15 protein-coding genes and 1 pseudogene are annotated in these 12,717 nt (G+C 35.3%); 4 read left to right on the forward strand and 12 right to left on the reverse strand.

The genetic code is table 11. From position 1 onward, the window contains the following. Positions 1-70 precede the first annotated feature (70 nt). The 8 genes and pseudogenes from rpl12p to EJ01_RS02435 form a co-directional block, all read right to left on the reverse strand. Positions 71-310 (reverse strand): annotated as a pseudogene (rpl12p, locus tag EJ01_RS02400) (50S ribosomal protein P1); the annotation flags it as partial. Between the two features lie 26 nt (positions 311-336). Further along, on the reverse strand, positions 337-1,341 hold the full coding sequence (locus tag EJ01_RS02405; protein ID WP_048080323.1) for a 50S ribosomal protein L10: 1,005 nt from the start codon (positions 1,339-1,341) through the stop codon (positions 337-339). Then, positions 1,341-1,979, reverse strand: coding sequence for a 50S ribosomal protein L1 (locus EJ01_RS02410; protein WP_048080324.1), 639 nt, complete (start codon positions 1,977-1,979; stop codon positions 1,341-1,343). Before EJ01_RS02410 ends, EJ01_RS02405 begins: the two co-directional genes overlap by 1 nt. 87 nt (positions 1,980-2,066) lie before the next feature. After that, complete coding sequence (locus EJ01_RS02415) at positions 2,067-2,546, reverse strand: 50S ribosomal protein L11 (protein ID WP_048080325.1); 480 nt, start codon at positions 2,544-2,546, stop codon at positions 2,067-2,069. Continuing rightward, on the reverse strand, positions 2,546-2,989 hold the full coding sequence (locus tag EJ01_RS02420; protein ID WP_048080326.1) for a transcription elongation factor Spt5: 444 nt from the start codon (positions 2,987-2,989) through the stop codon (positions 2,546-2,548). Before EJ01_RS02420 ends, EJ01_RS02415 begins: the two co-directional genes overlap by 1 nt. A 54-nt stretch (positions 2,990-3,043) precedes the next feature. Beyond that, entirely contained in the window at positions 3,044-3,229 is a 186-nt protein-coding gene (locus EJ01_RS02425; RefSeq protein WP_048080327.1) for a protein translocase SEC61 complex subunit gamma, read from the reverse strand. A 197-nt stretch (positions 3,230-3,426) separates the two neighbouring features. After that, on the reverse strand, positions 3,427-4,578 hold the full coding sequence (gene ftsZ, locus EJ01_RS02430; RefSeq protein WP_048080328.1) for a cell division protein FtsZ: 1,152 nt from the start codon (positions 4,576-4,578) through the stop codon (positions 3,427-3,429). A gap of 276 nt (positions 4,579-4,854) precedes the next feature. Further along, positions 4,855-5,418 carry a pyruvate kinase alpha/beta domain-containing protein gene (locus EJ01_RS02435; protein WP_048080329.1) on the reverse strand — a complete coding sequence of 188 codons (564 nt, stop codon included), beginning with the start codon at positions 5,416-5,418 and terminating at the stop codon, positions 4,855-4,857. Between the two features lie 302 nt (positions 5,419-5,720). On the opposite strand from EJ01_RS02435, the gene comA reads away from it, so the two are divergent. Continuing rightward, the gene (gene comA, locus EJ01_RS02440; RefSeq protein WP_048080330.1) at positions 5,721-6,494 is read left to right on the forward strand and encodes a phosphosulfolactate synthase; all 774 of its coding nucleotides are present in this window, start codon (positions 5,721-5,723) and stop codon (positions 6,492-6,494) included. Positions 6,495-6,508: 14 nt separating this feature from the next. Here comA and EJ01_RS02445 read toward each other — a convergent pair whose 3' ends face one another. Further along, positions 6,509-7,189, reverse strand: a complete 681-nt coding sequence (locus tag EJ01_RS02445) for a class I SAM-dependent methyltransferase (RefSeq protein WP_048080331.1) — start codon at positions 7,187-7,189, stop codon at positions 6,509-6,511. A gap of 422 nt (positions 7,190-7,611) precedes the next feature. Here EJ01_RS02445 and EJ01_RS02450 point away from each other — a divergent pair, with 422 nt between their 5' ends. The 3 genes from EJ01_RS02450 to EJ01_RS02460 all read left to right on the forward strand — a co-directional run bounded on the left by EJ01_RS02450 (position 7,612) and on the right by EJ01_RS02460 (position 9,768). Continuing rightward, positions 7,612-8,457, forward strand: coding sequence for a coenzyme F420-0:L-glutamate ligase (locus tag EJ01_RS02450; protein ID WP_048080332.1), 846 nt, complete (start codon positions 7,612-7,614; stop codon positions 8,455-8,457). A gap of 324 nt (positions 8,458-8,781) precedes the next feature. After that, the gene (gene tfe, locus EJ01_RS02455; protein WP_048080558.1) at positions 8,782-9,258 is read left to right on the forward strand and encodes a transcription factor E; all 477 of its coding nucleotides are present in this window, start codon (positions 8,782-8,784) and stop codon (positions 9,256-9,258) included. A gap of 21 nt (positions 9,259-9,279) precedes the next feature. After that, entirely contained in the window at positions 9,280-9,768 is a 489-nt protein-coding gene (locus tag EJ01_RS02460; RefSeq protein ID WP_048080333.1) for a TIGR00295 family protein, read from the forward strand. A gap of 26 nt (positions 9,769-9,794) precedes the next feature. Here the strand turns inward: EJ01_RS02460 and EJ01_RS02465 are convergent, their stop codons facing one another. Genes EJ01_RS02465 through EJ01_RS02475 form a run of 3 tightly spaced genes read right to left on the reverse strand, consistent with a single transcriptional unit; the run spans position 9,795 to position 12,629 of the window. Further along, positions 9,795-10,577, reverse strand: a complete 783-nt coding sequence (locus EJ01_RS02465) for a bactofilin family protein (protein WP_048080334.1) — start codon at positions 10,575-10,577, stop codon at positions 9,795-9,797. Between the two features lie 27 nt (positions 10,578-10,604). Then, positions 10,605-11,699 (reverse strand): ABC transporter permease, encoded by a 1,095-nt coding sequence (locus tag EJ01_RS02470; RefSeq protein WP_048080335.1) that lies wholly within the window; start codon positions 11,697-11,699, stop codon positions 10,605-10,607. Next, complete coding sequence (locus EJ01_RS02475) at positions 11,700-12,629, reverse strand: ABC transporter ATP-binding protein (protein WP_048080336.1); 930 nt, start codon at positions 12,627-12,629, stop codon at positions 11,700-11,702. It abuts the gene before it with no gap. Positions 12,630-12,717 lie beyond the last annotated feature (88 nt).

Raw genomic sequence — 12,717 nt, forward strand, 5'->3', positions numbered from 1 at the left:
TTTGGAATTATCCGAAGAGAGCACCGAGACCTGCTGCGGCTTCTTCTTCTTTTTCTTCTTCCTCTTCTTCTTCCTCTTCTTCTTCTTCAGCTGGAGCTGCTGCTGGAGCTGCTGCTGCTGGAGCTGCTGCTGCTACTGCAGTTTTTTCCATTGCTTCTTCGATGTCCACATCTTCGAGTGCTGCGATTAATGCTTTTACTCTAGCTTCGTCTACTTCTGCTCCTGCTGCTTCTAATATTTTAGTTACATTTCCTTCGTTAATTTCTTGACCAGTTGTGTGCAATAACATTGCTGCGTATACATATTCCATTATAATCACCTTTCAATTTTATAAATTTAACCAAACAAGGCACCTAACCCTGCTGCGGCATCTTCTTCTTTTTCTTCTTCATCTTCTTCTTCGTCTTCATCTTCTTCTTTTTCTTCTGATTTAACTTCAACAGCCTGTGGGCGTGATTTCAGTTTGTCCAGAAGTTCATCATCAAGTGCTTCTTCATTTTTGCTAGCTATTTCAGATGCCAGTGCTAACATTTGCAAGTAAGCCTTGGATAACAGTAAGTCTGTTGTTTTTGATGTGAGAATTTCTGCATTTAATGCTAGATTCATTGACTTGCTTGCAGCATTCTGTATTATGTATGGCATAGCCACTTTGTTGTATATTGAAGCATTTACTGATAAGTTCAATGCTTGAGAGAATGCAGTCTGTATATCAGATATGGTTTTACTCTCATCAATTGTTAAAAGATCAGATGTGTATACTGTTTGATCTTCATATGCTGCTACTAAATCAATTCCAACTTCCATTGGGTGGATATCAAGTCTTGTAAGAATACCTGCTATCTCCCTGGAAACTACTTCCCCTTCAGCTACAACAACCTTATCCTTGGTTATGACGATTTTTCCTTTATCAATTTTTGCAGGAATACCGACTTTTTGAAGTTCCCCAAGAATAGGGCCGGGTTTGAAAGCTGTGTCACCTTTAGGTACTACAATATCTGCAGGGGCAATACTTCCAGCCTTTGCAGGGGCAGGAGTCTTACTAGCTTCAAGAATCTTAAAAAGCTTAAATGGATTCATATTTGTAAAGATTAATGCAGGTTGCCCTTCCATATGTTCTCCGAGAGCATCTATATTAGATTTTTGAGATTCACTTAAAGCAAGGCTCATTAATGTCTTTCTTGACATTTTTACAGTTGCGTCCTCTTTTAAGGTTCTTCTCATCTTTTGGAGTTGAGGAGCCGGTATATCTGCCAGATTAGCCATACCTACTACGCTATGGCCATCAATCAGTTCTTTAAGGTTATTTACCTCGTCCTTTTTCCAATTAGCAACATGAGCCATTAGATCACCCTCGTTACTGGACCCATGGTTGTTTTAACATACATGGATTTTATTTGGTTTCTTCCTTTTTCAAGGTTCCTATCCAATACGCCAAGCACAGCTTCTACATTATCCGCAATTAGTTCATCATCCATATCTTGTGAACCTACAATCGCCTGAATAACTGGCTGATCTTTTATTCTTACTTTTACAGTATTAGAAAGCCTTTCCAATATAGGATCTGGTTTTACAGTAGCTGGAACTGGTTTTGGCATCTTTTTCCTAGGTCCAAGAACTGGTCCTAAAAATCTACCAACCTGCGGCATCATATCTGCCTGTGCAACAAAAAATGTGTATTCATTGGCCATTTTTTTGGCCTGTTTCCGGTCTTTTCCCAGCTCTTCTAAATCAGCTTTGCTGATTACAAGGTCTGCGCCGGCATTTTCTGCTTGAATTGCCAGTTCACCATCTGCTATAACGGCAATTTTAATGCCTTTACCTCGTCCATTTGGAAGGAAGACTTCTTCATCAAATCTGTTTTCTGGTTTTTTCACGTCTAAATCTTTGATGTTTATAACAACATCGATAGACTGTGTGAAGTTTCTCGGCTTGGATTCTTCCTTAGCCTTCTTCACTGCTTCCACTATCTCTTGATTCATCAAATTCCTCCATGAACTTTTTTGATAAAAAGTTCACAATTATAGGGTATTACACCAAACGGATTGGTCAACTTATTTTATTAAAATTTATAACAATTTATCGTCGTACATACCTTCATCGATTTCTTTTTGAACTGTTTTAGGATCCTTTCCTTCCACAGTTAAACCCATACTTACACAGGTTCCTACAACTTCTTTTGTAGCCATTTTGTAATCGTTTGAAAGTAACGCACTGAATTTCATTCTAGCCACTTTTAACGCTTGTTCTATGGATAGATCAGCGACTTTATCAAGTCCAGGATCTTGAGAACCTTTTTCAATATTAAGTTCATCCATTATAAGTGCTGTTGTTGGAGGTGTACCTACCTCAATTTCGAATGCTTTAGTTCCAACATCTACAATTACTTTTACTGGAACTTTCATTCCATCGAAATCTGAAGTTTTTTCGTTTATCTGTTCAACAACTTGCATCATGTTAATACCAAGCGGTCCTATTGCAGGTCCTAATGGTGGTCCTGGTGTGGCTTTTCCGCCTTCAATGAGAATTTCTACGGTTTCTTTTGCCATTAATCTGCCTCCTTCTGTATTAATCTAATTTGGTCACCTTTGACCGTAACTGGGATTGGAATCGCAGCTTCAATAAGTTCTAAAACTACTTCTTCCTTAGATTCATCTATTCTAACTACTTTAGCTTTTTCATCTTTAAAAGGACCAGATATAAGCTCTACAATACTTCCTTTTTTAACAGAAGCAAGTACCGGTTCTGGGTTTAAAAATGTTTTTATCTCTTCAAAGGATATTTCACCCTCAACTGATCCCCTTAAATTTGGAACTTTAAATGCGGGATCCTGCATATCTACTTTTGAAGGAGTTTCTACTAGTATATAACCTTTTAAAGTATCTGGAACAAGTATTGAAGTTACGTCTATATCACTGTTTCTAACATTTCTTGCAAGCAGCCTTGCAACGTTTTTTTCTTGTCCCACAAGGGTTCTAAATGCATATATCAAATTATCACTTACCTAAAACATTTAAGCTAATTTAATGCAGTAAATCAATAAAAATTATGTTTGACCAATTAACTGAGCCACAAGAGTTATTACAAAACCTATAACCCCTATGATTATAATTCCAATTCCAGTTATCTTTGCCACGTTTATATATTCATCACGTTCTGGCCTTTTGGATATGTATAAAACTCTTCTGTATTGTTTTAAAGCTTGGGTAATAGATTCTTTATTCAAATTCATAAAAATACCTACTTAAATTCATAATAGAATAAGTTATTGAATTAAGGATTGGGAATAATGTATTTGGTAATTATTCTATATAAATGATAATAGTTTATTTTCATTATGAATTTATAAACCTTTTCATTTTTATAGATAACTAAAACTAACCAAGAGAGAGAAAATCATAGGGTGTTTTTATAATTTATATTATATGATTAAAAAACACCATCTATAAACTCTTCTAAAGCAGATTCATGCACAGAATCTTTACTTTCTTCTTCCAGATACTCGCGTTCAGCAGGCGCGCCATATATGTGGGGAGATTTTACTCCAGCTACTACTATAGTTGTCCTGATGATATTTTGAAGGTCTTCCTGTATCTGTGTACCCCAGATTATGTTTGCATCGGGATCAAGTTCATCAGCCACTATCTGGACAATCTTTTCAGCTTCGTGTAATGTCATATCTGAGCTTCCAGATATGTTTATCAATGCACCCTTAGCATTTGAAATATCCAGATCAAGTAATGGACTGTTTAATGCCTCATGAACAGATTCAATTGCCCTATCGCCAGATTCAGATTCACCCATACCAATCATTGCCATTCCAGAACCCTGCATTATACTTCGTATATCTGCAAAGTCAAGACTTACAAGACCAGGTTTAGTTATAAGCTCAGTTATTCCTTTAACAGCTCTTCCTAAGAGTTCATCTGTAACCATGAAAGCTTTATTTATAGGCAGATTTGGTGCAACTTCCAGTAATTTATCATTAGGTACAACAATTACTGTATCCGCATTATTCTGCAGCTTTTCAAGTCCTTTTTCAGCATTTTCTCGTCGTCTGAGTCCTTCAGCACTGAAAGGCATTGTAGCGACTGCAATAGTTAATGCACCAATTTTTTTGGCTAACTTCGCAATTACTGGAGCAGATCCTGTTCCAGTACCTCCACCAAGCCCACAGGTTACAAAAACCATGTCGGCCCCTTCTAACCTTTCTTTTATCTGTTCTTCACTTTCTTCAGCGCTTTCTTCACCTATCTCAGGTATACCGCCAGCGCCTAATCCTCCACATGTTCCTTTACCTATGAGTATCTTTTGGTGAGAATTTGAGTAGAATAAGTCCTGTGCATCTGTATTTACCGAAATAGTATCTGCGCCTTCAATTCCTATTTCCATAAGCCTTGAAACTGTATTATTTCCAGCCCCTCCAGTTCCAACAACAAATATTTTTGCTTTACTCTGCTCTATAATATCTTTGAGGTCACTGTTGATGTCTGATATATCGAAGTTATTCTGGATATCACTTGGTGTTCTCTCCCTTCTCACTTCAGATTCTTTTAAGGTACTATTTATAAGAGATTTCAATTCCTACCCCCACAGCCAATGTTGTTAAATTTATTTGTGGTATTGTAATAACTTATATTTAAAACCAGCGATTATATCAATGACAATTTACTATCTTGCAAATAATTTTTTAGTTTTATGATGATATACCCACCACATCTTTTAGATATTGCTCAAGTATATTACTACATTAATGTCTTTGATTTTCCAATATAAGTCCACGTTAAATTCATGAAAATATATCTAAATATAAGAATTATCTCCTAAAATTTAAGATTTAAAAATTATTCTCGCAAACTAAGATCGAGGCATTGCAATTATCTCTTTAAATTTAAGATCAAAGAAATTATTCATATGCGCCGGCTCTAAAACTACCGCAGCATCTGCACCTCTTGCAGTTCCCCCAATTGCAATTATCTCAGAGTCTATGGGTATTAAACCAGCATCAGCAGCCATAATAGTTACTTCAACACAAACCTTTATTCCCTGGCCAAATAATCTAAGGGTGCCCGCTATTATCTCAACAGGTGTTACTCCCCCAAATTTATTTGATATTCCCCTGCCAACACCACTTAAAGCATGAGATCCTGTGTAAAATGTTATACCATTTTCTACAAGCTTATTTTTGTCTTTTTCAGATATTTCCAACTTTCCTTTTTCTTTAAATCCTGCATGATGAGTTATACTTACTATATTTACATCAGCCATCGCTTCTTTTAGTTTAAGCGCAGTTTTACCAGATACGGAGGCAACTACAATATTTTTTATGCCTAATTCTTCTTTTCTCTGCTTTACAACTTCTACCAGTTTATCTGTATTTTGTTCACCGGGACTTTCAAAATAATAAATGCTCTTTTCCATTTATTTCACCTCAATAACACCATTATTTATTTATCTCTAAAACTTTATATTTTATTGATATTTTTTGCACTATGTCGGTTTACCCATAACCGAAAGACATTGCCCTAATAAAAACGTGACTAAAAATTTTATTTTTGATAGTATTATCTGTTACAATTTACATACTTATACAAAAATTAGAATGTCAAATTAACAAACACAAACTTTAAAATTTACATGCATTACTATATAAATCACAAAAACAATAAGACACTGACATAATTAGATTTAATTGTTTTAGAAATTTATCAAAAGGTGAATTAATGAAAGCATTTAACTTTATTACACCATATCGAGTTGAAAAACCTCGTAAAAACGGAATTACCATGATGTTAGACAAAGGCATGGGATTAAGAGTTCTAGAAGATTTGATGGAAGTATCAGGCGAATATATAGATTTTGCCAAACTGGGATGGGGAACATCTGCCCTGCACGACAGAGAACTCATACAAAACAAGGCCGAAATGTATTTGTCCTATGATGTAAATCCATATCCTGGTGGAACCTTATTTGAACTTGCATATATGAAAAATAAGTTTTCGGAATTTTTAGATGAATCTGACAAGTTAGGATTTACCGCTATTGAGATATCAGACGGATCTACCATCATATCACCTGAAGAAAGAAGAAATATAATATCTAAAACTAAAGAAAGAGGATTCACAGTTATTTCTGAAGTTGGGAAAAAAAATCCCCAAGATGATTGTAAACTGGATACTGAAGACCGTGTGAAACTTATAAACTCTGATATAAATGCTGGTTCAGATAGAATATTAATTGAAGCACGTGAAGGTGGAAAAGGCATAGGCATTTATGATGAATGTGGAAATATCAAGGAAGATGAGCTTGAAATACTGGCAAAAACAAATATGGAAAAAATAATCTGGGAAGCCCCCCTTAAAAACCAGCAGACAGACCTGATTTTAAAATTTGGACCAAATGTAAACCTAGGCAATATAGCTCCAGAAGAAGTAACTTCACTTGAAACACTTAGACGTGGGCTTAGAGGAGATACCTTAGGTAAATTAGATATTTAATTCCATCTATTCTTTTATTTTATACAATAAAATCCGGCCTGCATGTAAGAATACCAGAATATTTCAACCACGCGGAATCCGATTTTTCTCAGTAATAAAAGATGATCTTCAACAGTTATAGGGAAATACTCCACACCAAATCTTTTTATATGGTTTTCAGCATCTTTAACTGATTTACCCTTTGAAATTTGAAATTTCTCCCAGTATTCTTTTCCTACTTCAGTTCCTTTTTCTGTAAGCGGGCGAATATTTTCAAAGGCAACATATACTCCATTTTCATTTAAATTATCATAGCATGACTTTACAGCTTTATATCGTTCATCTTCACTTAGATAGTGATGTGATTGAATTGCAGTAATTACATCTACATTTTTTAAAAGAGAAATATCCTGGCTTGGTGTGGGTTCTAAAAATTTTATGCCATTACAATCTATTAACTTTTCCTTTGCCTTGTTTAGCATATCAGCAGAAGGATCAGCTAGAATAAAAGCCGTATCTGGAAATTTTTGCAACGCTTTTTCTACCAGATTACCGGTTCCACAACCAGTATCTAACCAAATATTAGGGTTTATATCCATTGATTCAACTAAATTAAGGATTTCCTGGTGAAAAAAATTATAATAAGGAATTGTATTTGCTATTTGAGAGTCATACTCACTTGAAAGGTGTGATGATAAGTTATCTGATTTATGCATTTTTATTTCTCCAAACAATCTGTAAATTAAGATTAAAGCTAATCTTTAATATAGTGAATAACTAAATAGTTTTGACTAATTATTATAATAATCTGTTTATAATGTCGTTGACCTCCCAAAAATCAGAGTTAGCAAAAAACTTTGTTTTTTGCACTATCGAAAAGCAAAGCTTTTCGATGCCCCGAAATTATAAATTTCGAGGGCTCCGAAATCCTCAAAAACCATAGGTTTTTGGGAGTTAGAAAATATTTCATATTTTCTAAAATTCTACGAATTTCGAGAGTTCCGTAACCGTGAAAATTCATAGAATTTTCACATGTTATTCACTATAATTTTAAGGATATACATGATTTGATTGTAAATTTTATTTTCTAAAAATATCAAATTTAGCCCATACAAATAAACCAATTAGATGTGCAGATATGAAAACCCAAAAATATGAAATTATTCCAGTTAAAACAGGTTACATCAAGCCAAACGAATCATACAACATAATCATTGATAATGCAGAGAATTTATTAGAAGATGGAGATTATCTCGTAATTTCAGAGACTCCCATAGCTATAGCTCAGGGCAGAATAGTTGATGAAGCACTAGTTAAACCTTCATACCTTGCAACTTTTCTTGCAGATATCTGGTCAAAATATCTATGGGGTTATATCCTCGGGCCTCTTTTAAGAATTAAACAGAGAACAATTAAAAATTTAAGAAATTTACCCCCGGAAGCGCGATCACATAAAGAAGTTGTACTGAAATATTATGGATTAAAACATGCTTTAAAACCTGCTTCTGAAGCTGGAATTGACCTCAGTAATGCACCGGGGACTTATGTCTCTCTGTTACCACACGAACCACAGCAGGTGGTGGAAGACATTGCACAAAAAATATCTAAAAATGTTGCAAAAGAAGTTGTAGCTATAATAATTGATACAGATGCAACTTATGAATTTTTAGGTATGAAATTTACATCACTTCCCATAGCTGCAGAAGGAATTAACGCTGATTTTGGAATAATGGGATATCTGTTGGGAAGATTCGGCAGAATCATAGGCCCTACCCCCTTAGCTATCTCAAAACCCCAGAATATGGAAAAAATTCTGGAAATTGCCAAAGTTGCCGATGATTACCAAAACCAAACTGAGTACAGTATGAAAACTGTTTACGATATGGGAAATACCTTTGATAAAGAAGTAGACGGCATAACAATTGAAATGTTGAGTTCCATAGAACATACCCCTGCAGTCATCATCAGGGAGCTTAAACAATGATCATATTTTATTGACATCATTGTTCGCCATGATCAATATTGTTGCATCCAAATAATTAAATAGTAGTATAACAATAATAATAACAAGAGTCAAAATGTGTTACTTGACATCATTTTGATAAAAACTAAAATTTAAATGTCTTTAGAACCAGTGTTTTTCAGAAATGCTCGTTAAATATTTTTTTAATTTAACTTTAACGACTTTGCAATTTACATCTACCGCACTTTTTTAAAATAATTTCCTAGGAGGATAAACATGCTTAATGTTAATGGCCCAGTAACTCAAGAATTAATTAAATCTTCCCTATCTAAAGAAGGAACCGAGATTCTAAATGAAACTATGGTTCAAGAATTGATCCATGAAGTCACTGAAGATAATGAACATAGTCTCACCATTATCAAGTGTCTTTTAGAAGGTAAAATAACCGATGAAGAAATTTCAGAAGAAATTGAAGTAAGGCTCAATATAGTGAGAAGAATTCTTTACAAACTTTACGATGCAGGACTTGCAAGCTACAAGCGAAGTAAGGACCCGGAAACTCAGTGGTACACCTACAGCTGGACATTTGAAAAAGACAGCGTTATTGAAACTATTTCTAAGAACTACGAAGAAAAAGCAGAAGAAATCGAAGAATCATTAGCATATGAAGAGGACAATATGTTCTTTGTGTGTGTCAACGGTTGTAGATTTAAATTTGAAGAAGCTGCAGAGTACAACTTCATATGTCCTGAATGTGATGAAACACTAGAGTACCAGGATAACACTTCCGTAATTACTAATTTAAAAGAACAAATGAACTAATTCTTTTTCAGGGGCAAATAGTTGACTGTTGAAATTTTAAAGCATTTAAATTGCCCTACTCATTTAATTAATCATTCCAAGGCTGTCTGTAGAAAAGCCTTGAAATTATCTTCTAATTTTGATGTTGATATCGAACTGGTAGAAACAGGTGCCCTACTCCACGATATTGGGAGATCTAAAACAAACGGCATAGATCATGCAGTAGTAGGTGCAGAAATCCTAAAAGATATGGGATTCCCAGATTCCGTTTCAAATATTGCACTGAGACATATAGGTGCAGGTATTCCAAAAGAAGAAGCTCTACAACTGGGTTTACCGCCTCAAAATTATATTCCACTTACACTCGAAGAAAAAATTGTCGCCCATGCAGATAATTTAACCCACTGGGACAAAGAAGTAGATTTAGATTTTGTAATTAAAAAATGGAAAGAAAGACGGGGAACTGATCATCCATCAATTCCACGAATTATCAAGCTCCACCAGGAGATTGTAGGTTCTGATATCAATTAATTTCAGCTATTTTTACTATATATAATTTATATTTTCTTATTAGTAATTACATCCGATTTTTCATCCTGTTTGAAGCTATTGGTAAATTCTACAAGTTCAATTTTACAGCCAGACCCAATGATTATATCAGTCCCTCTCACCACTTTTGCAGTTGTATTTTCAAGGTAAACCCTGTCTCCTTCAATGATATCTGCAGTAAGTTCATTTTGCCTGCCAGGCGTAACAATAAGTTTAAGGCCTAAAAAGCTTAATTTTCCACTTTTTTTAACTGTAATTTCCGATCCACCAATTTCATGTACTTTACACGGCCAGTATAAGTTTATTTTTACTATATCTGCATTTAACAAACCGTCAATTGTAAGGCCTCCTTCTACAGTGAAAATTTCAGCGTTGCAATCTCCGCCAGAGCTGATATTTCCTGTAATTTTCACCTCATCTGCAAATAACTCGCCATTAACTTCAAGTTCCCCCTGAACTTTAACCTTTTGAGCTTTTAAATTACCTTTAACATCTGCCTCGCCCCTTATGGTCACTTTACCTTCCGATTTTAAACTGCCATCAACTCCACATTCCCCATTAACTTTAAAATCAGTGCAGTCAACATTTCCATCTAACATTCCTTCCCCCATTACGCTGACATTATTTACTGCTTTTAAATTACCTTCTACTGTACCTTCTCCACTTATTTTAAGATCGGTACAATTAATATCGCCATTTATTCTTCCTTCTCCCATTATGCGGATTTTATTGTATTCCCCGCCAGATGAACTTCCAGATCCATAAATTTTTAAATCTTTAACTTTTTCCATAATAATCATTCCCTAAATGAAAGAGGATTAATCCTCTTTCCAGCTAAAAGTAGCTGCTCCTAATCCAAACAGTATGATTCCAAGTACTGCAACAATTGCAAGATTAATAGCCGCATCTCCAGTGTTTCCAGTAATCATAGAGCTCCTCAAACCTTCACTCAGGTAAGTTAAAGGAGATATTTTTGCCAAATACTGCAGGAACCACGGCATATTCTCAACAGGTATTAAAGTCCCTGAAACGAACATCAATGGAAATGTTATAACTCCCACAGCGTTCATGGCAGATTCTTCATTTTTAACGAAGTTTGCAACCACTATTCCAAACCCTGCAAAAAGTGCAGTCCCAAGGACAATAAGCAGTAAACTTATCAGGTTGATATTTGGATGTATGTTAAATACAAGCCATGCCAGGAATACAGCTACTGCCAGAGAAAGAATCACCAGCACAGTCCATGTGGTAATTCTTGCAGCGATCCATTCCTTACTTGAGAGGGGTGTAGTTGAAAGTTTTCGAAACACACCAGTGCTGCGTAATCTTGCAATAGTTCCCACCGCCATATTTGTTGCAGCAGACATTATGGTAATAGCAAGTATTCCAGGTAGCAGGAAGTCAAAGTAGTTCATTCCAGATGAAGCAGCTTCAGTTGGGTTTACATTGATAATATTTTTGGCACCCGCCATTTTCATGTTGAAGCCATTTGCAACCTGTTGAACCACAGAAACAGCTGCCATGGAGGTTGATTTTGACTTATCGTAGTATATTGGTAGATCAGCGCTGGGAACACCACCCGATCCTGTCGTTACAATGTCTTGCCCGAATCCTTTCGGTATTTCAAGATATGCAGAGACTTTTCCATCCCTGAGCATCTGCTCCAGATTCATGCCCGAACCATCTTTGAGTTCCAGTGCGCCCGTAGAGTTCAGCGCCTGAATAAATGTATTAGACATCTGCGACCCATCATTGTCCTGGTAATACAGTGTTATGGAGCCAGACTGACCACCAAATATGTATCCAAATAAGAGAAATAGAACTATAGGAAATACAAACATCCAGAAAATGTTCATTCTATCCCTGAAGGTCTCTTTAAAACTGTATTTAATATCAGTAGTAATTCGTGACATCTATTTTCCTCCTTCAACAAGCTTGTCACCAGTTAAATTTAAAAATACATCTTCAAGAGTTGCTTTTTTAACGTAAAGCTCTTCACATGTTAAACCACTTGCATTAATAATAGATATTGCATCAGACATGCTCTTCATACCATTCCCTTCTTCTAATTCTACCAAAATATCATTACCTTCAACTTTACAATCAGGGATAGCTTTAATAAGTTCATCTCTTGTATGTTCGTCACATTCTCTGATAATAAGCATATTACCCCCACCGTAACGGTTTATTAAGTCTTCAGGGGTTCCTTCAGCAATGATATGGCCATTATGTAATACACACACCCTACCTGCAAGATAGTGGGCTTCATCCATGTAATGAGTTGTAAGAAATACTGTCTTACCCTGTTTTTTTAATTCCTTAACTGCATCCCATACATCTCTTCTTGCTTTTGGGTCAAGACCAGTGCTTGGTTCATCAAGAAAAACTATTTCCGGATCGTTAACCAATGCTATAGCAATCCCCACACGTTGTTTTAAACCTCCAGAAAGGTCCTTAAATAAAACGTCTCTTTTATGCTCTAAACTCAACATTTTGACGAGACCATCTACGTCTACATGTTTTGGGTACATTTGAGCAAAATAATCGATATTTTCATAGACTGTCAACCATTCAAATGCATTAAAATCCTGCGGAAGCACACCAATTTTTTGTTTAACTTTCATTTCGTCTTTTTTAATGTCAAATCCAAGAATATTTACAGAACCTGCAGTTGAACTTTTAAGACATTCCATTATTTCAACTGTTGTTGTTTTACCTGCACCATTAGGACCAAGGAAAGCGAATATTTCGCCTTTTTTGATACTAAATGATATATTATCTACTGCAGTGAAATTTCCATATTTTTTTACCAGAGATTTCACTTCAATTACGTTATTTGTCATTCTTTTTCACTCCATAACTATCATAAACTCGTACGACGGTAGTTAGCCTATTTTTTTCCATGAATACTTGCTTAATGTAAGAGCATGT

The organism is Methanobacterium veterum (genome assembly GCF_000745485.1).
In the GTDB taxonomy this organism is placed as follows: Archaea; Methanobacteriota; Methanobacteria; order Methanobacteriales; family Methanobacteriaceae; genus Methanobacterium_D; species Methanobacterium_D veterum.

Excerpts from the sequence above, each read along its gene's own strand:
- EJ01_RS02405 (WP_048080323.1), bottom strand. The coding sequence starts at position 1,341 with ATGGCTCATGTTGCTAATTGGAAAAAGGACGAGGTAAATAACCTTAAA.
- EJ01_RS02410 (WP_048080324.1), bottom strand. The coding sequence starts at position 1,979 with ATGAATCAAGAGATAGTGGAAGCAGTGAAGAAGGCTAAGGAAGAATCC.
- EJ01_RS02415 (WP_048080325.1), bottom strand. The coding sequence starts at position 2,546 with ATGGCAAAAGAAACCGTAGAAATTCTCATTGAAGGCGGAAAAGCCACA.
- EJ01_RS02425 (WP_048080327.1), bottom strand. The coding sequence starts at position 3,229 with ATGAATTTGAATAAAGAATCTATTACCCAAGCTTTAAAACAATACAGA.
- EJ01_RS02435 (WP_048080329.1), bottom strand. The coding sequence starts at position 5,418 with ATGGAAAAGAGCATTTATTATTTTGAAAGTCCCGGTGAACAAAATACA.
- comA (WP_048080330.1), top strand. The coding sequence starts at position 5,721 with ATGAAAGCATTTAACTTTATTACACCATATCGAGTTGAAAAACCTCGT.
- EJ01_RS02445 (WP_048080331.1), bottom strand. The coding sequence starts at position 7,189 with ATGCATAAATCAGATAACTTATCATCACACCTTTCAAGTGAGTATGAC.
- EJ01_RS02450 (WP_048080332.1), top strand. The coding sequence starts at position 7,612 with ATGAAAACCCAAAAATATGAAATTATTCCAGTTAAAACAGGTTACATC.
- EJ01_RS02465 (WP_048080334.1), bottom strand. The coding sequence starts at position 10,577 with ATGGAAAAAGTTAAAGATTTAAAAATTTATGGATCTGGAAGTTCATCT.
- EJ01_RS02470 (WP_048080335.1), bottom strand. The coding sequence starts at position 11,699 with ATGTCACGAATTACTACTGATATTAAATACAGTTTTAAAGAGACCTTC.
- EJ01_RS02475 (WP_048080336.1), bottom strand. The coding sequence starts at position 12,629 with ATGACAAATAACGTAATTGAAGTGAAATCTCTGGTAAAAAAATATGGA.